Here is an 18,532-nt window from a genome sequence, read left to right on the forward strand (position 1 = left end):
TTATCTTCATTGTATGGCATAATGCTCTATCATTGATAGCAAGACTACCATCCACAAAATTGCTAATTGCATGAAATAAAAAAGACGCATTTAAATAGATGCGTCTTTTGGCGATGTTTCTTTTGTGAAATCATATAAAGCAATTGCGCCTAAAATAACCAATATACTTTCAGGGGCATCTAACAAAATAGTTCTCCAAGTTTCTGATACTGCCCATTTAATACCTGCCGCTGATTCAAGATATGTTTGAAAATAACTGATTGTAAAATCAATTACAAATAAACATACAAGTAATGTTAGACCGAATCGAATTAATTTCTTATTTTTAAACATGTAACACCTCTCAAAATTCATTGGATATTTCTAATTTTAGTTCATTACATATAAAAATCTCTATATTTAATTTTAACATAAAAAAATTCCAAATAAATACAATATGCATATTTGCATATTTCGTGTATATTGAGGAATTACTGTTAATAAAAAAGCCCTACTAGTAACCTCATAAAAATGGAATCATTTGGACCATTATATAACCAATTCCTGAATGCAAAATAAAGGAGAAACCTTGTTTACAGGCTTCTTCCTCATCTATTCAAATAATCTGCAATTGTTTGAAATACGACGATATACATATTATGAATACTTTCTTCTGTATTTCCGCCATTAGATAAACCAACTGCCCATTGTTGTCCTTCACCACTTCCGATATTTGCAAACCCTTGCGTATACATCGCATTTACATCTTTTCGGGCACTGTTATACTCTATCCCTTTTGTAATAAAAATCGAATATGATTTATCTTGTAAACCGATAAAAAATACTGGTTTCTTTAGTGATGAAAATACATTTTTATATTGCTCTGTTGAGGCTTCTTGAAAGTGATCTTTCATTATTAGAAAACCATCTACTTCCTTAGATTTCTTTTCCAGTTCCTCTAACTTTATTTCCTCAAACTTTACATTCCTAAACGTATCTTTCGGTTTTTCTCCAACAACTCCAATTACGAGTGCTCTTCCGTTATATTCTAATTTCTCTCCTTCTTTATCCTTTGCACACCCAGCACCGACTAGGCATATGAATATAAAAACTAAGAAATACGATAAACGCTTCATTTAGCACCCTCCTCTTCTTTTCAGTCAAGTGACAAAAACGTAAGGTTCATTCAAGAAAATGTAAGTAAAATCGATAGCCCAAATTGCGTTTCTATATTATAATCAATTGAATTTACTTACATTACTAAACATAGGAGATTATCATGAAGAAATTTAAACTTTCATCTTTTCTTCCGTTAAGTTATATACTTCTACTCGTACTCGTAAGTCCCCTTTACGATGTATTAAATAAATCGACTGTACACGCAGTAGATGTCACAACTGTAGTAGATGATTGGATTCCATTTGTGAAAGCATTTATTATTCCTTATTTAATTTGGTTTCCTTACTTATACGGCGCACTTATTTATTACTGCTTTGCAGATCGAAAACAATATTATGTCACTTTAAGTAGTATCATTCTTGGAAAACTTGCTTGTTTTTCTATTTATTATTTTTGGCAAACAACTGTACCACGTCCAACCGTCGTTGGAACAGACGTATTTTCCGAACTAGTCCGCTATATTTATAGTATCGATCAACCGGTGAACTGTTTCCCTAGCATTCACGTTCTTACTACCTTTATCATTATGTTAGCTGCCTTTAGACGTAGAGAACAACATGCTTTTGAATATTACATTCTTACCTTCTTCGGTACGCTTATTATTTTATCAACGCTATTTACGAAGCAACACGCATTTGTAGACGCCATTTCTGGAATGACGCTTGCAAGCATACTCTACTTCGGCGTTCAGCTTTTATTAGCAAAAGAAACCGTACGTGTTCCAGTAAAACAAAATCATAAAATGTAAAAAGCAGACTGTGGCTTCTCAGTCTGCTTTTCTCTATATAAAAGGAGATTTTCAAGTTAAGATTGCGGTACAGTCATATCACCAGAGTGAATACGACCTGCTTTTTTAAGAGCAATGTAAAGTATATAAGAAACAGCTACTGGAATGACGATATAAGTGATTACCATCGCTGGGACAACTTCCCATCCTTCGCTGGAAATTAAATTAATTGGTGCGATAAGAGAACTTAATCCAAGACCTGCAATTTCTTTTCCTGCTTCCAGTTGGAAAATTAATGCGGATACTGGACCAACTATCGCACTGGCGACGACAGTTGGGACGAGAATCATTGGATTTTTAGTGATATTTGGCAACTGTACTTTCGGAGTACAAAGTGCTTGAGCTAATATGCCACCTAAATTATTTTCTTTCGCTGAGATGACAGAGAATCCGATAAACTGAGCAACGCAGCCTGCAAGAGCAGCACCACCTGCAACACCATCTAAGCTAAGTGCGATCGCTAACGCAGCTGATGAAGCTGGAGAGATAAGTAATAGTCCCCAAACGACTGCAATGACGATAGAAGCGATAAACGGGCTACCAGCTGAACTATCTTTAATGAATGCTCCAACTGCATTTAAAACAGGAGTAATATTATGAGATAACCAAATACCGACTAAACCAGAACCTAATATTGCCGCAAATGGAACGAGCATCATATCTAACGCAGTTTTTCCACTTAAACGTTTACCAATATATACAGCTAAAGTCGCTGTTAATAATGCACCGATTGGCTCACCTGTTTTAATAATTAGACCTGCTTCAGTAATTGAAATGGATCCGGCACCAATTGCTCCAGCTACCATAGCTGAGAAGATTACAAGACCGTTTGCACCGAGCATAAAAGCAATTCCAGCACCAATGGCTGGTGCCATAAGTGATTTTGCAACAACTCCGATTGTAATAAGCAACGGAATATCAACAATTCTTCCTATATTTTCGATTAGTAAACCAATTCCAAGGGATACGAAAATACCTTGTGCGATTCCAGCTGATGCTTTAAATACACGAGACATTATATATTCCTTCATTTGTTTCACCTTCTTCTATAAGTTAGTAACCAATTGTTTTCATATAATCACGTAAAATGTCGTTTGATTTTGCGAATCGAGATTCTTCATCCTCTGTTAAATTTAGTTCTACAATTTCTCTTATACCATCTCTAGTAATAATAGCTGGCACTCCTGTACAAATATCATATTCACCATACTCACCATCTAAAATAGCTGATACAGCAATGACACGGTGATCATCGTTAAAGATTGAGTTTGCAATATATGCTAGAGAATTTCCGATTCCGTAATAAGTAGTACCTTTTCGTTTATAAATTTCCCATCCGGCTTTTGCAGTCTTCTCAACGATTTCATCTAAATCTATTTCACCAAATCGTTCTTTTTGTTCTTCTAATATTTGCAGAATTGGTTTTCCACCAACAGTTACGTGTGACCAAGCAACCATTTGAGAATCACCATGTTCTCCTAATGAATACCCATGAATACTACGAGGATCTACATGTAACATTTCAGATAAAATTGTTCGTAAGCGAGAAGAATCTAGTGATGTACCAGTACCGATCACACGATTTCTAGGTAATCCAGATAATTTCCACACTTGATATGTAATAATATCAACTGGGTTTGATGCAAGTAAGAAAATACCATCAAATCCACTTTCCATTACGCCGCCAACAACACTTTCCATAATCTTTGCACTCGCTCCTAAAGTATCTAAGCGACTTTGTCCTGGCTTTGGTGCTGGTCCTGCTGTAATAATAACGATGTCCATATCTTTGCAGTCTTCATAGCTTCCTGCATATACTTTTGTTCTTGTATTTGTAAAGTTAATGCAGTGTGATAAATCCATTGCTTCCCCAACTGCACGTTCATGATTTATATCAATTAATAATAGCTCTTCGCAAATGCCTTGATTGACAATGGAATATGCACAACTTGATCCAACTAATCCAGTACCGATAATTGCAATTTTTCTTGTATGTCTTTTCATAGCAATCTCTCCTAATTGATCATATAATCTATTTCTTTTGTTCCTTACACTCCTAATTATAGAGGTTCCCACGATAGAAACCATGGATACTTTGCGAAATATTGAGCAAAGTTTTTGTCCTTTTTGTGAATTGTTATATTCCATTTTCGTCATATTTGTTACAACTGGAAAAATATTTATTATGTATTTATTGACATATACAAAAAGAAAACGAGCGAATAGATTCGCTCGTTTTCTTTTTCCTGTTATTCCGCACTTAATTGGCTTTTTAATTGCTGTACAATCATCGGATTTGCAGGTGCTGCCGGTTTGTAATAACTCTTTTGCTTTGCATACTCATACATATTACGTTGGCGCATTTCATCTTGATTACGAATTTGGATTAACGTTTGGTGTAACTGTTCATTATCAGACTGAGCAATATAATTTGCATAACTTGTTAAACTTGCATTTAATCCTGCTAAATAATCATTTACCATATCTTTTTCATTCATCTTTCGCTTCCTCCTATCCTAAGAAAGTCATTAATTGTTGTTTCGTATTTCGTGCATCTTGCGCATCTTTTTGTAGCATTTGTTTCAGTTGTGGATCCGTACACGTCTGTGCATACTGCTCCAACTTGTTAATAATTGTTGCGTGTCCACCAATTAAATGACGTAAGTTTTCTACTTCAAGCTCTGTTAAGTTTTGCATAGGATACTCCTACCTTTCTTCTTTCATTCTTCTTTAGTATTCTGTTCTTTTTAAATCGTATTCATGAAAAAGCCTTCTTACATTTCACATCTATTTATAAATACAGAAAAATGTTATAATTACAGAAAAATACAAATTTTCAAAAGGTCACCTTACACTAACGATAGTATCTCAAAACAAATCATAGTAGGTAGGTGTGCTTATGCAAAAATATTTTAAAATTATCTTCTTAATGGTTTATGCAATTCTGTATATAAAATTGTTGATTGATATATTAACTTTAAAGCCATTACTCACTTCTATTCCTTTACATATGTTATTTCTCATTTGCTTTCTATTTATAGCACTTAACAATTACAAAAATCGTAACACTACATTTTTCCTATTGTTTATTAGTGCAACTCTATTAGTAAGTATTAGTTTCATTAAAAGTATTCTTATATAAAGGAGCAATAAACATGAAAACACACGACTTCCTTACAGGAATCCAAAAGGGCTCTGAGCCTAGTCCCTATCAAGATCCCATCGCATTCAGTTTCGTTTGCTTTTTCTTAGCGATATTTACATTTTTCAAACCAGCTAAATAATATCATTTAACAAAAAAGAGCCTCTAAACCACTAGAGGCTCTTTCTCATCTAATATCTTCTTTTCAAAACTACGATAGTTAAAGCATACGAACAAAGCACTCCAGCTAATAAAAATGCATTTGCCAATTTATACTGTTCGCCTGTTAACGAATATAGATTCCCGATTAAAAAGATAACTAAATATAGAAATAAAAATACAAATAATGAAATTTTAGCGGCATTCCCTGTAATATGCTCGCCTCTTTCATCTTCCCCCTCATTCTTCTGAAAACGTGTGGAATATAAAACACCTATTAGTCCCGCTACTGAGATTATGATCCCTATTACAACGCTCATTCCGTTTCCCCCTCTATTTTATATTGAAAAACTTCATGAAACTCCTTACCTAAAATATGTGCAATTTCAAAAGCTAAAATTAAAGATGGATTGTAACGATTCGCTTCAATTGAGGCGATCGTTTGTCTACTTACCCCTGCTTTGTTCGCTAAATCAGTTTGTGACCAGCGTTTTTCTGCTCTAAGTACAACGAGATTATTTTGTAAAATTCCACTCTGTTTCATAACCTCTCCTTTTTACATTATTTTCTATATTTTAATTGTAATTTATTTTTAACATGATGTAAACTATTTTTAACAATGACGAACTAAATCTTTAATCTTCCAATTTCACCTACCATTATTCAGGAATCATACGCACTAAAAAACCTTAGAATCGCTTCTAAGGTTTTTAATTATCCCGCTTCCTATTCACTTTCGCATAACATGTAATCCTTTAATAAACGTTTCCAACAATACATGTAAACTCGTATCCAGATCTAACGGCAAACCAAATCCACCCTGCTGTTCAATCGACGCAAATCCGTGACAAATGCTTCTAAATCCACGTGTCGCATGAAGTGCATTCTCCCCTTCTAAGCCATACTGTTGTAAAACTTGAAGACAAAGCTTTACAATTCCGTCGCCTGCTTTTCTTACTTCTTCATCTCGTAAAAAGGTTGCTTCATATAGTCCAGGATGTTTGCGTACGAATGCTACATACGCTTCTCCTAAAGCATGAATTGCTTCATCCATCCGTTTACCCTCGGCCGCTTCTTCCAGTTTGTTATACAGCTGTTTGATTCCGTAAATACCAAGATGTTTCCGTACATCTTGTAACCCTTTTACATGATTATATAGTGAGGGAGAACGTATCCCTAACCTTTGCGCTAATGAAGCTAACGTTACTTCTTGTATTCCATTTGCATCTGCTATTTCTGCTGCTGTTTCTACAATTTTCGGTAATGTAAGTCCGATTCTCGGTGACATAAATTACCCCTCTTTTCTACTTTCTATATTTCGCTTCGCTTCCTTAATAGCAAGCTCTATGACAGCCCCTGGATCGTTTATCATTTTCCCATGCCCTGCCGCAAGCAAGGACGGCTCATATTCTCTTAACTTCTCTGCACTTTGTAATGATATTTCTTTACTCCACGTTGCCATCGCAGGAAACGGAAACCAAAATTTCATTTGTCCCGAAACAGCCGTACCTCCTCTTGTTTGAAATGCATCCCCAACAATAAGAGCTTTATTTCTTATATCAAGAAACGACATGGAGCCCGGTGTATGTCCCGGTGTCATAATAGCAAGCAGCGATCCAACTCGGTCACCATCTTCTAATAAAATATCAGGTACCGTTTTTATCTTTTTAGGTACACCGCCTTTTATTGGCGTATTTGGTTCATCCTTTTGTAACGTCGTATCTCCTTCTAACAGCTTTGCGTCCCGCTTAGAAATGTAGACTGGAACATAAGGAAGTACTTCCTTTAATGCGTCTAATGCACCGATGTGATCATCATGCGCATGTGTTAATACAATATTCGTAATTGGTTTTCCTATTTTCTCAGCCGCCTGTAAAATTCCTTTTGCGCTATATGGTAAAGCAGCATCAATTAAAGTTAAACCATCTTCTTCCTCCACAAAGTAACAATTCACAGGAAACACTCTTGGCAAAAATGACAATTGATATACCGTTTTTTCATGCATCATTCTCATATTCCCATCTCCCTCTTCACGAAAACTAACACTATTAGTTTTATTATACTAATGGTATTAGTTTTATGTCACTAAAAATTTCATTTTTTCAGAAAAAAGAACAGTAGCCGTATAAACGACTACTGTTCTTTAAAGGTATTAAACTGTATAACGCTCATCTTCTAAAATTTTCGCAGCGATTTCACGTTTCTTCGGAATTACGTTAAGTGGTGTGTGGCGAGTTAATTTACGTAATGATGATAACATCATGCGCAGCATGTCGCCGTTTTCAACTGCGATAAGTGTTTCTTTCGCATGTGCTTCAATTTCGTTGAATGCTTCTTGGCAGAATACTTCAGTGTATAACACTTTTTGTTTATTCTTTTCAAGACCAGTTGTTTTAATTGCTTTTTCTGTACGAAGAACAGCTGATTCCATTGCGTATAAGTTGCTTACGATGTCAGCGATATTCACAAGAATTTCTTGCTCTTTATCTAATGCTTTACCGTATTTTTGAGCAGCTAATCCAGCTACCATTAAGCCGATTTTCTTCGCGTTATTTACTAAATATTTTTGAAGTGCTAATGGCTCATCGCCTACTTCTTCTGGCATCATCATCATTAACTCTTCTTGTAATTTTTGTGCTTTTTGAAGAAGTGGTAATTCACCTTTCATCGCTTTACGTAAGAACGTACCTGGTACGATTAGGCGGTTAATTTCATTCGTTCCTTCGAAAATACGGTTAATACGAGAATCGCGATACATTCTTTCAATCTCGTACTCTGCCATAAATCCGTAACCACCGTGAATTTGAACACCTTCATCTACTGTATAGTCTAGTACTTCAGAACCGAATACTTTGTTTAAAGAGCACTCGATTGCATATTCAGCGATAGAAGCTGCTACTGCTTTACCGTCTTTTACTTCTTCTTCAGATAATGTGCTCATTCGGCTTTCGAATAAGCCTACTGTACGATATACAGAGCTTTCAGCTGCATATGTTTTTGCTGCCATATTCGCAAGTTTCTCTTGAATTAATGGGAAACGAGCGATTGGTTGCTTGAACTGTTGACGTTGGTTTGCATATTGTGCTGAAATTTCTACTGCACGTTTCGCAGACCCAACTGTACCAACACCTAATTTATAACGACCAATATTTAAAATGTTGAATGCGATAATATGACCTTTACCGATTTCACCAAGTAAGTTTTCTTTCGGTACTAACGCATCTTCTAAAATTAACGTACGAGTTGAAGAACATTTAATACCCATTTTCTTTTCTTCTGGGCTTGTAGATACACCAGCGTAGTCTTTCTCTACGATAAATGCTGAGAAGTGCTCTCCATCAATTTTTGCGTATACGATAAATACGTCAGCGAATGCAGAGTTTGTAATCCACTGTTTTTCACCATTTAATACGTAATGTGTACCTTCTGCATTTAAACGTGCCGTTGTTTTTGCACCTAATGCGTCAGATCCTGAACCTGGCTCTGTTAATGCGTATGCAGCTAATTTTTCACCAGTTGCAAGTAATGGTAAATACTTTTTCTTTTGCTCTTCGTTACCGAATAATACGATTGGTAAAGATCCGATACCTACGTGAGCACCGTGAGTAATTGCAAAGCCACCAGCGCGAGAGAATTTCTCTGCGATTAACGCTGAGCTTACTTTATCAAGACCAATTCCGCCGTACTCTTCTGGTACGTCAGCGCCTAATAAACCAAGTTCCCCAGCTTCTTTTAAAAGACGAACAGAACGATCAAACTCATGTTGCTCTAAATATTCAAGCTCTGGAAGAACTTCATTTACGATAAAGTCCTCTGTCGTTTTTGCAATCATTTTATGCTCAGATGAAAAATCTTCTGGCGTAAACACTTGATCAATCGTAATCTCATCTACTAAAAAGCTACCGCCTTTAACCGCACTTCCTACTGTTTTTTCCATGAAAATTTCCTCCTTCATATTTTCATAAGCCGCTTCTCTCATTTTGAAAGAAGCTGGCTCTCCCGTTTATTTTTTATAAACCTTTGTTGCTTCCATTCTTTGCATTGGTGACGTCTCGTTCTGAGCGAGCCGCTTCCACTTTTTTTATAATCCAGTTCCGGTGGCTAGAACAGTCGGTCGTTTCACCCCTTCCTGTGAGGCAAAAAGCGCCTCTTCGTCAGGGCTTCCAACGCCCTCCTGTTCTGAGCAAGCCACCTGCACTTTTTATCTAATCCAGTTCCAGCGGCTAGAATGTTCGGTGGCTTCGCTTCTTCCTGCGAGGCAAAGAGCGCCTCTACGTCTGAAGCTCCATCCCCCTCACATTCTGAACGAGCCGCTTCCACTTTTTTTATAGTAATTCAAATACTCCCGCTGCTCCCATTCCGCCGCCGATACACATTGTTACGATACCGAATTGTTCGTTGCGGCGTTTCATTTCGTGAATAAGAGATAGTGTTAGTTTTGCTCCTGTACAGCCAAGTGGATGTCCAAGTGCGATTGCACCGCCGTTTACGTTTACTTTTTCTTCATCTAAACCAAGTTCACGAATAACTTGGATCGATTGTGAAGCGAATGCTTCATTTAGTTCAAATAGGCCGATATCAGATAGCTCTAAGCCAGCTAGTTTTAACGCTTTTGGAATTGCTGCGATTGGGCCGATTCCCATTACTTCTGGTGGTACACCCGCTACTGCAAATGAACGGAATTTCGCAAGTGGCTTCATGCCATCGCTCACTGCTTTTTCACGATCCATCAATAGTACAGATGCTGCACCGTCACTCATTTGTGAAGAATTACCAGCTGTTACAGAACCGCGAACGTTAAATGCTGGACGTAATTTACCTAAAATATCTAGCGTCGTTTCAGCTCTTACACCTTCGTCTTGCGTGAAAGTGATTGTTTCTTCTTGCAGTTTGTTATTTGCTCCAACAGTACGTAACGTTACATCTACAGGTACTGTTTCATCAGCAAAGTTCCCTGCAGCTAATGCTTTCGCAGCGCGTTGATGACTTCTTACTGCAAATGCATCTTGCTCTTCACGAGAAATTCCATATTTCACAGCAACTTGCTCTGCTGTATGTCCCATACCCATATAATATTCTGGAGCTGCTTCTACAAGGCGACTATTCGGACGAACAACGTGCCCCATCATGGGAACTAAACTCATTGATTCCGCTCCGCCTGATAATACCGCTTCCGAGTGACCAAGCATAATGCGCTCTGCTCCGTAAGCGATACTTTGTAAACCTGAAGAACAGTAACGGTTAATTGTAATAGCTGGAACATCGTAAGAAAGTCCTGCTAATCCGCCGATATTACGAGCCATATTTAAACCTTGCTCTGCTTCTGGCATCGCACAACCGAAAATTAAATCATCGATTGGCCCTTCATAATTCGCACGCTTTAACGTTTCCTTTACTACTAACGCCCCTAAATCGTCAGGACGAACTGTTTTTAATGAACCCCTCTTTGCTTTTCCAATTGGTGTTCTTGCTCCCGCAACAATGACAGCTTCTCTCATGAACGATATCTCCCCTCGTTATTAGTTACGTAATGGCTTTCCTTTTACAAGCATGTGCTGCATTCTTGCTTGTGATTTCATCTCACTTACTAAGCTAATAAATGCTTCACGTTCTACATCTAATAAATACTGCTCATCAACTTCTGTTCCGTACGGCACTTTTCCGCCTGCGATGACATATGCAAGTTTCTTCGCAATATGAAGGTCGTACTCTGAAATGTAACCAGATAAATGCATTGCTTCTGCACCAAGTGCAAGAGTTGCATATCCTGTTTCACCAACAACCGGTATCTTTTTACGAATCGGTGCTTTATAACCAGCTTCATATAAAGCAAGTGCTTTCTGTTTCGCATCGTATAGTAAGTGATCACCATTCACACTAATACCGTCTTTATCACCTAAGAAGTTATGAGAAACCGCTTCTTGTCCTGAAGTTGAAACTTTCGCCATTGCGACTGTTTCGAACACTTTATTTGCAACTTTTTGTAGATCGAACTCTACGCCATTTGCCATTTTATTTAAGTGTTTAATGTATAGCTCTTTATTACCGCCTCCGCCAGGGATTAAGCCAACACCAACTTCTACTAAGCCCATATACGTTTCACTAGAAGCTTGAATGCTCGCTGCTGGTAAGCAAACTTCTGTACCTCCGCCAAGCGTCATACCATATGGCGCTGCTACAACTGGCTTAGAAGAGTATTTAATTTTCATCATTGCATCTTGGAAGTTTTTCACAACTAACTCAATTTCAAAGTAGTTGTCGTCTTGTGCTTCCATTAAGATCATTGCTAAGTTCGCACCAACGCAGAAGTTCTTCGATTGGTTACCGATAACAAGACCTTTATAATTCTTTTCTACTTCATCAACAGCGTAGTTAATCATTTGCGTAATATCCATACCGATTGCATTGCTCTTCGAATGGAATTCTAAGCAAAGGATGCCGTCGCCTAAATCAATTAAGCTCGCTCCGCTATTTTTCTTTAATACGCCATTTTTCGCTTTTAATTGCTTAAGAGAAATTGCTTTTTTATTACGTTCGATTAGCTTATATTCGCCATTATCGTAATAGTAGCTATCTCCGTTATCATGTTTGTAGAAAGTAGTGAAACCTTTCTCTAACATTTCTTTCACCCAAGCCGGAACAACTACGCCGTTTTCTTCCATCTTTTGAACGGACTTTTCAACGCCGATTGCATCCCAAACTTCAAACGGTCCTTGCTCCCAGCCGAAGCCCCACTTCATCGCTTGGTCAATTGCAACGATATCGTCAGCAATTTCTTTATGAAGTTTTGCAGAGTATAAAAGAGTTGGTGTAATGATGTTCCATAACAACTCTCCTGCGCGGTCTTTCGCGTATACAAGCGCTTTCAATTTATTCGATAAACCTTTTTCTTGTTTACTTAACTCGATCGATGCAGCTTTTAATTTTTTGCGAGCTTCGTACTCCATTGTTTCTGGATTTAATTCTAGAATTTCTTTTCCTTGTTTTAAGAAGAAGCCTTGACCTGTTTTGCTTCCAAGCCATTTTTTATCAAGCATGTCATGCATGAAAGCTGGTACTTTAAATACATCGCGCTCTTCTTCTTGTACGTTTTCATATACGTTATTTGCAACGTGTACAAATGTATCTAAACCGACAACATCTAATGTACGGAACGTTGCGCTCTTCGGACGACCAATAAGTGGGCCTGTTACAGAATCAACTTCCCCAATGCTATAGCCGCGTTTTACCATCTCTTGAAGAGTTACTAATAAACCGTACGTACCGATGCGGTTTCCAATAAAGTTTGGTGTGTCTTTCGCGATAACAACGCCTTTTCCAAGAACGTCTTCGCCAAATAGTTTCATGAAGCTTAATACTTGTGGATCAGTTTCTTTCGTCGGTATTACCTCTAGAAGTTTTAAATATCGTGGTGGGTTAAAAAAGTGTGTGCCTAAGAAGTGTTTCTGGAAGTCGTCTGAACGACCTTCTGCCATTTTTTCAACTGAAATGCCTGACGTATTCGAGCTTACGATAGAACCCGGTTTACGAACAGCATCTACTTTTTCAAATAGTTTCTTTTTAATATCTAAGTTTTCAACTACTACTTCAATAATCCAATCTACATCAGCTAGACGCTCAAGGTCATCTTCTAAGTTACCTGCTTCAATCAGTGCTAAATTTCCTTTCACTGTCAGAGGAGCTGGTTTTTGCTTTAATAGTTTTTGTAGTGCCGTATTACTAAAACGATTTCTCACACTTTTATGTTCTAATGTAAGTCCCTTCGCTTCTTCTTCTTGCGTAAGCGCAGGTGGTACAATATCAAGCAATAATGTCGGAATACCAATATTAGCTAAGTGTGCCGCAATTCCTGAACCCATTACGCCTGAACCTAGAACAGCAGCCTTTTTAATTTGGAACATCCAATTCTCCCCCTATTCTTGAATGAATGCTCATTCAATTTTTCGACATAAGTCGCAATCAATGAGTGAGCCTCTACTAATAAATATATGATACTGTTTAAATTTTCGCAATATATTTATTGATAAAATTTTCTGAAATAAATATTTTTCTTTTATTTGCCCATGCTATATATGTATTTTCTTCACTAAAATACACTTTCCCTTTTTATAATCTGACGAAACTGGAGGAATATATATGGCAAAACTTAAGAAGAACCCTTCAAAGGCTGGAATTAGCGCAGCAAGTGTGACAGGAAACGCTGGACCAACTGATCGAGGCGTGGAAAAAGGACGTCAAGGTAATAACCAACAATATAAGAAGCATAATATGGGCGAAAAATAACGCTATATTTTTGGGCAGAGAACGTGGCATAATGGGTAATGGCTGCTTTTTCTGCCCAATTTATTTGTAACAAATGAGGGAATTATAATGAAACGAACAATAGTTATGATTGTAATGATTGCCACACTATTTACAGGGATGATTTTCTTCTCTTACGCACAAAGACAACAAGCTGTAAGAGCCGATCAACCTAGCATCACTGGGCAATACGGGATTACAATCGATGCAGACACAGGTGAAATTTTGTATGGCAAACGAGAAGACGAACGCTCTTATCCGGCTAGTATAGCCAAAATGATGACAACGCTTCTTTTACTAGAGAATGTAAAAGAGGATGAGGAAATTACAGTTACAGAGAACGCAATTAAAACAGAAAGTCAAAGTAAGAAAATTAAACTTCGTGCTGGGGAAAAGTTAAAACGTGATGAGGCATTAAAACTGATGCTTATCATTAGTGCAGATCCAATAGCTGAATCCATCGCAGAACATATCGCAGGATCAAAAAATGAATTTGTAAAAATGATGAATGCTAGAGCGAAGGAACTTGGTACAAAGCATGCGACTTTCAAAAACGCAAGTGGTGCTGATGCACTAGGAAACAAAGTATCACCATATGACATTGCTATAATTACGAAAGAAGCATTAAAGTACCCAGTTGTTTTAGAATATATGAATTCAACGCGTACAACTCTACATACTTCAGAACGCTCTCCAAAGATTGCAAACTATGGACGAGAAGAACTATATGACGATCCATATGCAATTGGAAGTAAAAGCGGTCTATCAGCACTCGGAAAATATACTGTCGTAACAGTGGATGAGAAAGACGGTAAACGCGTCATTAATGTTGTATTATCTTCTACTCGCAAGCAACTGTATCCTGATACGAAGAAAATGGCACATTACGCATTTCAGCAATTAAAATAACCAAGGAGTATTTTCTCCTTGGTTATTTTTTAACCATACCTTTTAATACGAACGCAACGTTTGCTGGACGCTCTGCTAGACGACGCATGAAGTAGCCATACCAGTCGTTTCCATAAGGTACGTAAACACGCATTTTGTAACCTTCTTTTACTAGCTCAAGTTGACGCTCATTGCGAATACCATATAACATCTGGAATTCAAATTGATCCCTTGGAATATTGTGTTCTTCGGCAAGTTTTTTCGTATATTCAATAATCGCTTCGTCATGTGAAGCAATTGCAGTATAATTTCCATTTAATAAGTGCATTTTAATAATCTTTTTATAATTTTCATCTACATCTTTCTTGTCTGGGAATGCCACTTCTTCAGGTTCTTTATAAGCCCCTTTTACAAGACGTAAATTAGGATTATAAGCATTTAAATCCTCAATATCTTTTTCTGTACGATATAGGTAAGCTTGAATAACAGTACCGATATTATCGTACTCAGATTTTAATTGTTTAAAGATATCGATTGTCTTTCCGCAACGTGTATAATCTTCCATATCAATTGTAACGAATACACCATTTTCTTTTGCAGCTTCTAAAATGCGGCGCATATTGTTCATTACAATTTCATCAGAGATATCTAATCCCATAGAAGTCATCTTTAAAGAAAGTTGCGAATCCAAACCTTCTCTTCCAATAGCACGGATTGCTTCAATCGATTGGTTAGCCATTTCATTTGCTTCCGCTTCATTATCAACGAACTCCCCTAAATAATCGATTGTTACACAAAGTCCTTGCTTGTTTAATTGTTTAATAGCTGCTGTCGCTAATTCAATTGTCTCCCCTGCGACAAAGCGACCTGCACCAAAGCGTAAACCGTACTTTTTAGCCAGTTTTGTTAGCGCTTTATTTTTAGATAAGAAAAGAAACGAATTTCGCATTAATTGTTCCATGTAATTCACCCCTATGACTTAATTTATCTGTTTTTTACCCCTCTTCGAAATTATATCATTGTTTAAAATTATTGGATACAAATAATTATTTAGATAATTTATAAAATACTATAAAAACATTTAAAAACCTATATTCTCGCTTATAAATATGCCTGAAATATTTTTCGACATTTAGAAAAATAGAGTTTAATAGGCACAAAATAAGCATGCCGAAAATATTCGACATGCTTATAAAATCCTTTATATTCCATGTAAATTATATGAGGATATTAATACAGAAAACTTGAGATTATATTTATCCCAAGTTTTTTTTATTGTTCATTTCTCTTCTCTTCATTCAGCCTTTTAATATGTGTAATTAACTGCACCATCTCTTCTTTCGCATCGGGATACGTCTCATTCCAGTGCTTCACTAAAGCTGGCATCGTCTTCGCTATGTAAGAATACAGTGCCCACTTCTGTACCTGTTCTTTTCTCTCTTCATTGCTCTCTCCAAGTAATAGTTCCGTGTATTTCTCTAACAACCCGTCAAACTGTTCGTTAAACTTTTCGCTCATCTTATTACCTCCTATATGAAAAAAGCAGCGAAAATCGCTGCTTTTCTTTATAATTTTGATCGAACAGAGTTTAATTTCTTCTCCATTGTGCTTACTTTATCACGACGATCATCGATACGAATTGTTGTTGCAACGCGCTGTGCACCTTTCGTATATGGAACTTCATGCATTTGTTGAATAACTTCTAGAATGACAGGAAGATCTCCTTCAATAATTGTATTCATTGGTGTTAATTGATACTTCACGCGATCTGCATTTTTCTCTAGCACCTTTTGTACTTCTGCTACATATTCACTAACACTTGGATTACCTGTTCCTACTGGAATAATCGATACGTCAACAATTGCCATAGTAGTCTTCCTCCTATAATTGCTTCTTATATATCCATTATCTATTTTACCGAAATACGCATCATTTTACTAATTTGTTATTCCTCTATTTTAAATTGCTCAACCAATCTTTCCAAGTCTCTCATATGCTCCGTCAAGCTTTCCATCGTATGAGCTACCTTTTCTAGATGATTCACTTGTGATTCAGTTGCAGCATTTACTTCTTCCGAAACAGCTGCGCTTTCTTGACTCGTACCAGCAATTGTATGCATGACCGCTGTAATTTCTCCTTGTTCATGACCAATGTTATGTACCTCTTCTACAATTTGTTCCACTGAAGTACTGATGGTATTAACAACTGACATAATTGTGCGGAACTCCGCCTCTGCTTCTGTCGTAACATTATTTTGTATATCCGCAATATCTTTTAATTTACTTACAACTTCTACAACTCGTCTTACCTCTACTTGCACATCACCAATCATCGTCGCAATTTCTACTGTTGCTTCTTTTGATTGTTCTGCTAATTTTCGAACCTCTTCAGCAACAACAGCAAAGCCCTTACCTTGTTCACCCGCACGTGCCGCCTCGATTGAAGCATTTAAAGCAAGTAAATTCGTTTGATCCGAAATACCTTTTATAAGCTCTACAACATTTTGAATCGATCCAACTCTTTGCTCTAACTTTCCAGATGCTTCCTCTGTATGAACGACAATTGAAGAGGATTGTTCTCTCGTACGAACTAAATTTCGCATCGTATTTAATCCTTGCTTAGATGCCTCTTCTGCTTTACCAGCTACTCCTTTTATTTCACCAACAGAGTTATTCATTTGTTCCACTGACTGCGCCATATTCTCGAGCTGCTCTGAAACTTCGTCTACACTATTAGCGAGCGTAGAAGCTCCTCCGCTCACGTCATCCATTGCACCTGACACTTCTTTACTAGCTGCTACAGTTTCATTCGTTAAATAATGTAGATTATTCGTTGATTGTTGCACGGTTGATACACTATTTTTAATTTTGCTTACCATTTCATTCATTTGTTCAACCATATGATTAAAATGGTTCGTCAGTTCTCCAACTTCATCCTTACTTGTCACTTTCATTTGCAACGTTAAATCACCTTCTGCTACTTTTTGAACGTGATTCGTTAATAATTGCAGTGGTCTTGCTAATCTTCGTGAAAACAAGTATGAAGCTACGATTCCAACGAATAAGCTAATACATGCCATTATAATGACTGTATTTCTCGTACTATGTAATAGCCCATCAATTGTTTCTTTCGGATAAAAAATTCCTATCTTCCATTTCATCAAATCAAATGACTGACTATATGCAACTACCTCTTCACCTTTTAATGTAGTGACAGCATATTTTGTTACATCTTTATTTAAACTCTGCACAAGTGGCTCTTTCGAAACATCTTTCCCTATCTTTTCCGGGTAAACAAGAGCCATATTTTTATCATTTATAATAAACATTTCTCCGCCGTTATTGTATTGAATATTATGAAGTAATTTCTGAATTGTTCCGAGCGATACATCCATCGCCACAACACCTAATACAGATCCATCGTGAGCTGTAATTGCTTTAGAAACTCCCACGCTTAACTTACCTGTTGCAATTTCATACATAGGTTGTCCCCAGTGAACCGTTTTCACATCAGCTTCTGAGTCTTTATACCAAGGTCTTGTCGTTGGATCATACCCCTCTGGCACTTTTCCACCTTCAGCAAGATTGGCACTTAATGTTTTTTTATCTTTCGTACCAATATATAAGTCTAAAATGCCTGGATGATTCTTTTTATACTCCGAAAACTCTTTCGTCAAAAATGCTTCCTCTTCTGGAGTAACTCCGTCTTGAAGCATATTACGAATCATCTCACTGTTCGCATAATACCCCATATCTTCATCCGTTCTTTGAACAAATGTCGTCAGTTGCTCTGTCACAAGATCCATCGTATTTTGAGAATACTGGTCTAAGGAGCGCACTTCCTTCTCTTTCTGTAATTCATACATAGCTGTACCTAATATTACGAACATCATAGAAATAAGTACCGAAAATACTACCGCAATTTTTAAACGTAAACTTCTTAACATCTTCCCCCAAGCATCCCGATACGATAAACTTAACTAAATCTATACAATTCAATCAAATTTACACGAGTTAGTGCTTCATCGTGTTCTCGCAACCCCGAAGGGACGAGGGGTATAACACTCCACACGAGGCAGTATCGTTACCTCCTATTAT

The 18,532-nt window shown here is 37.1% G+C and carries 20 protein-coding genes; 3 read left to right on the forward strand and 17 right to left on the reverse strand.

Annotated elements, in window-relative coordinates:
* Window positions 1-90: 90 nt before the first annotated feature.
* Window positions 91-333, reverse strand: a complete 243-nt coding sequence (locus ACTFR9_RS16395; protein ID WP_000475829.1) for a DUF3937 family protein — start codon at window positions 331-333, stop codon at window positions 91-93.
* Between the two features lie 254 nt (window positions 334-587).
* The gene (locus ACTFR9_RS16400) at window positions 588-1,115 is read right to left on the reverse strand and encodes a hypothetical protein (protein WP_000826892.1); all 528 of its coding nucleotides are present in this window, start codon (window positions 1,113-1,115) and stop codon (window positions 588-590) included.
* 143 nt (window positions 1,116-1,258) lie between these two features.
* Between ACTFR9_RS16400 and ACTFR9_RS16405 the strand changes: the two genes are divergently transcribed.
* Entirely contained in the window at window positions 1,259-1,906 is a 648-nt protein-coding gene (locus ACTFR9_RS16405; RefSeq protein ID WP_000713754.1) for a phosphatase PAP2 family protein, read from the forward strand.
* Between the two features lie 56 nt (window positions 1,907-1,962).
* Here ACTFR9_RS16405 and ACTFR9_RS16410 read toward each other — a convergent pair whose 3' ends face one another.
* From ACTFR9_RS16410 to ACTFR9_RS16460, 11 genes are all read right to left on the reverse strand, one after another.
* Window positions 1,963-2,976: a PTS transporter subunit IIC gene (locus ACTFR9_RS16410; RefSeq protein WP_000666170.1), complete on the reverse strand. Its 1,014-nt coding sequence runs from the start codon at window positions 2,974-2,976 to the stop codon at window positions 1,963-1,965.
* 22 nt (window positions 2,977-2,998) lie between these two features.
* Window positions 2,999-3,949: an L-lactate dehydrogenase gene (locus ACTFR9_RS16415; RefSeq protein ID WP_000820657.1), complete on the reverse strand. Its 951-nt coding sequence runs from the start codon at window positions 3,947-3,949 to the stop codon at window positions 2,999-3,001.
* Window positions 3,950-4,194: 245 nt separating this feature from the next.
* A complete protein-coding gene (locus ACTFR9_RS16420) occupies window positions 4,195-4,443 on the reverse strand; it encodes a spore coat protein (protein WP_001002987.1) in 249 nt (82 codons plus the stop codon).
* 13 nt (window positions 4,444-4,456) lie between these two features.
* On the reverse strand, window positions 4,457-4,642 hold the full coding sequence (locus ACTFR9_RS16425; RefSeq protein WP_001180555.1) for a hypothetical protein: 186 nt from the start codon (window positions 4,640-4,642) through the stop codon (window positions 4,457-4,459).
* A 636-nt stretch (window positions 4,643-5,278) separates the two neighbouring features.
* Window positions 5,279-5,566 (reverse strand): DUF2178 domain-containing protein, encoded by a 288-nt coding sequence (locus tag ACTFR9_RS16430; RefSeq protein WP_000117695.1) that lies wholly within the window; start codon window positions 5,564-5,566, stop codon window positions 5,279-5,281.
* Entirely contained in the window at window positions 5,563-5,790 is a 228-nt protein-coding gene (locus ACTFR9_RS16435; protein WP_000813828.1) for a helix-turn-helix transcriptional regulator, read from the reverse strand. The genes ACTFR9_RS16430 and ACTFR9_RS16435 overlap by 4 nt, the downstream gene beginning before the upstream one ends.
* A gap of 186 nt (window positions 5,791-5,976) precedes the next feature.
* Window positions 5,977-6,534 (reverse strand): TetR/AcrR family transcriptional regulator, encoded by a 558-nt coding sequence (locus tag ACTFR9_RS16440; protein ID WP_073541771.1) that lies wholly within the window; start codon window positions 6,532-6,534, stop codon window positions 5,977-5,979.
* A 3-nt stretch (window positions 6,535-6,537) separates the two neighbouring features.
* Window positions 6,538-7,260 (reverse strand): MBL fold metallo-hydrolase, encoded by a 723-nt coding sequence (locus tag ACTFR9_RS16445; protein WP_073541770.1) that lies wholly within the window; start codon window positions 7,258-7,260, stop codon window positions 6,538-6,540.
* A 138-nt stretch (window positions 7,261-7,398) separates the two neighbouring features.
* The gene (locus ACTFR9_RS16450) at window positions 7,399-9,183 is read right to left on the reverse strand and encodes an acyl-CoA dehydrogenase family protein (RefSeq protein ID WP_000416296.1); all 1,785 of its coding nucleotides are present in this window, start codon (window positions 9,181-9,183) and stop codon (window positions 7,399-7,401) included.
* 388 nt (window positions 9,184-9,571) lie between these two features.
* The gene (locus ACTFR9_RS16455) at window positions 9,572-10,744 is read right to left on the reverse strand and encodes an acetyl-CoA C-acetyltransferase (protein WP_001206325.1); all 1,173 of its coding nucleotides are present in this window, start codon (window positions 10,742-10,744) and stop codon (window positions 9,572-9,574) included.
* A gap of 21 nt (window positions 10,745-10,765) precedes the next feature.
* Window positions 10,766-13,147, reverse strand: a complete 2,382-nt coding sequence (locus ACTFR9_RS16460) for a 3-hydroxyacyl-CoA dehydrogenase/enoyl-CoA hydratase family protein (protein WP_101218708.1) — start codon at window positions 13,145-13,147, stop codon at window positions 10,766-10,768.
* 235 nt (window positions 13,148-13,382) lie between these two features.
* Here ACTFR9_RS16460 and ACTFR9_RS16465 point away from each other — a divergent pair, with 235 nt between their 5' ends.
* Both ACTFR9_RS16465 and ACTFR9_RS16470 read left to right on the forward strand, forming a co-directional pair.
* Window positions 13,383-13,529, forward strand: a complete 147-nt coding sequence (locus tag ACTFR9_RS16465) for a YuzL family protein (protein ID WP_001096347.1) — start codon at window positions 13,383-13,385, stop codon at window positions 13,527-13,529.
* A gap of 87 nt (window positions 13,530-13,616) precedes the next feature.
* Window positions 13,617-14,456 carry a D-alanyl-D-alanine carboxypeptidase family protein gene (locus ACTFR9_RS16470; protein ID WP_000831472.1) on the forward strand — a complete coding sequence of 280 codons (840 nt, stop codon included), beginning with the start codon at window positions 13,617-13,619 and terminating at the stop codon, window positions 14,454-14,456.
* A gap of 22 nt (window positions 14,457-14,478) precedes the next feature.
* Here ACTFR9_RS16470 and ACTFR9_RS16475 read toward each other — a convergent pair whose 3' ends face one another.
* The 4 genes from ACTFR9_RS16475 to ACTFR9_RS16490 all read right to left on the reverse strand — a co-directional run bounded on the left by ACTFR9_RS16475 (window position 14,479) and on the right by ACTFR9_RS16490 (window position 18,381).
* Window positions 14,479-15,396 carry a proline dehydrogenase family protein gene (locus ACTFR9_RS16475; RefSeq protein WP_000436775.1) on the reverse strand — a complete coding sequence of 306 codons (918 nt, stop codon included), beginning with the start codon at window positions 15,394-15,396 and terminating at the stop codon, window positions 14,479-14,481.
* A 311-nt stretch (window positions 15,397-15,707) separates the two neighbouring features.
* Window positions 15,708-15,953, reverse strand: a complete 246-nt coding sequence (locus ACTFR9_RS16480) for a YusU family protein (protein ID WP_001290596.1) — start codon at window positions 15,951-15,953, stop codon at window positions 15,708-15,710.
* 47 nt (window positions 15,954-16,000) lie between these two features.
* Window positions 16,001-16,303 (reverse strand): MTH1187 family thiamine-binding protein, encoded by a 303-nt coding sequence (locus ACTFR9_RS16485; protein ID WP_001018860.1) that lies wholly within the window; start codon window positions 16,301-16,303, stop codon window positions 16,001-16,003.
* Window positions 16,304-16,380: 77 nt separating this feature from the next.
* Window positions 16,381-18,381, reverse strand: coding sequence for a methyl-accepting chemotaxis protein (locus tag ACTFR9_RS16490; protein ID WP_048520110.1), 2,001 nt, complete (start codon window positions 18,379-18,381; stop codon window positions 16,381-16,383).
* Window positions 18,382-18,532: the final 151 nt, after the last annotated feature.

The sequence above is a fragment of the Bacillus cereus group sp. MYBK222-1 genome (genome assembly GCF_051916425.1).
GTDB lineage: Bacteria > Bacillota > Bacilli > Bacillales > Bacillaceae_G > Bacillus_A > Bacillus_A paranthracis.

Coding starts and splice junctions, on each gene's coding strand:
- ACTFR9_RS16395 (WP_000475829.1), bottom strand. CDS start 333: ATGTTTAAAAATAAGAAATTAATTCGATTCGGTCTAACATTACTTGTA.
- ACTFR9_RS16400 (WP_000826892.1), bottom strand. CDS start 1,115: ATGAAGCGTTTATCGTATTTCTTAGTTTTTATATTCATATGCCTAGTC.
- ACTFR9_RS16405 (WP_000713754.1), top strand. CDS start 1,259: ATGAAGAAATTTAAACTTTCATCTTTTCTTCCGTTAAGTTATATACTT.
- ACTFR9_RS16410 (WP_000666170.1), bottom strand. CDS start 2,976: ATGAAGGAATATATAATGTCTCGTGTATTTAAAGCATCAGCTGGAATC.
- ACTFR9_RS16415 (WP_000820657.1), bottom strand. CDS start 3,949: ATGAAAAGACATACAAGAAAAATTGCAATTATCGGTACTGGATTAGTT.
- ACTFR9_RS16420 (WP_001002987.1), bottom strand. CDS start 4,443: ATGAATGAAAAAGATATGGTAAATGATTATTTAGCAGGATTAAATGCA.
- ACTFR9_RS16425 (WP_001180555.1), bottom strand. CDS start 4,642: ATGCAAAACTTAACAGAGCTTGAAGTAGAAAACTTACGTCATTTAATT.
- ACTFR9_RS16430 (WP_000117695.1), bottom strand. CDS start 5,566: ATGAGCGTTGTAATAGGGATCATAATCTCAGTAGCGGGACTAATAGGT.
- ACTFR9_RS16435 (WP_000813828.1), bottom strand. CDS start 5,790: ATGAAACAGAGTGGAATTTTACAAAATAATCTCGTTGTACTTAGAGCA.
- ACTFR9_RS16440 (WP_073541771.1), bottom strand. CDS start 6,534: ATGTCACCGAGAATCGGACTTACATTACCGAAAATTGTAGAAACAGCA.
- ACTFR9_RS16445 (WP_073541770.1), bottom strand. CDS start 7,260: ATGAGAATGATGCATGAAAAAACGGTATATCAATTGTCATTTTTGCCA.
- ACTFR9_RS16450 (WP_000416296.1), bottom strand. CDS start 9,183: ATGGAAAAAACAGTAGGAAGTGCGGTTAAAGGCGGTAGCTTTTTAGTA.
- ACTFR9_RS16455 (WP_001206325.1), bottom strand. CDS start 10,744: ATGAGAGAAGCTGTCATTGTTGCGGGAGCAAGAACACCAATTGGAAAA.
- ACTFR9_RS16460 (WP_101218708.1), bottom strand. CDS start 13,147: ATGTTCCAAATTAAAAAGGCTGCTGTTCTAGGTTCAGGCGTAATGGGT.
- ACTFR9_RS16465 (WP_001096347.1), top strand. CDS start 13,383: ATGGCAAAACTTAAGAAGAACCCTTCAAAGGCTGGAATTAGCGCAGCA.
- ACTFR9_RS16470 (WP_000831472.1), top strand. CDS start 13,617: ATGAAACGAACAATAGTTATGATTGTAATGATTGCCACACTATTTACA.
- ACTFR9_RS16475 (WP_000436775.1), bottom strand. CDS start 15,396: ATGGAACAATTAATGCGAAATTCGTTTCTTTTCTTATCTAAAAATAAA.
- ACTFR9_RS16480 (WP_001290596.1), bottom strand. CDS start 15,953: ATGAGCGAAAAGTTTAACGAACAGTTTGACGGGTTGTTAGAGAAATAC.
- ACTFR9_RS16485 (WP_001018860.1), bottom strand. CDS start 16,303: ATGGCAATTGTTGACGTATCGATTATTCCAGTAGGAACAGGTAATCCA.
- ACTFR9_RS16490 (WP_048520110.1), bottom strand. CDS start 18,381: ATGTTAAGAAGTTTACGTTTAAAAATTGCGGTAGTATTTTCGGTACTT.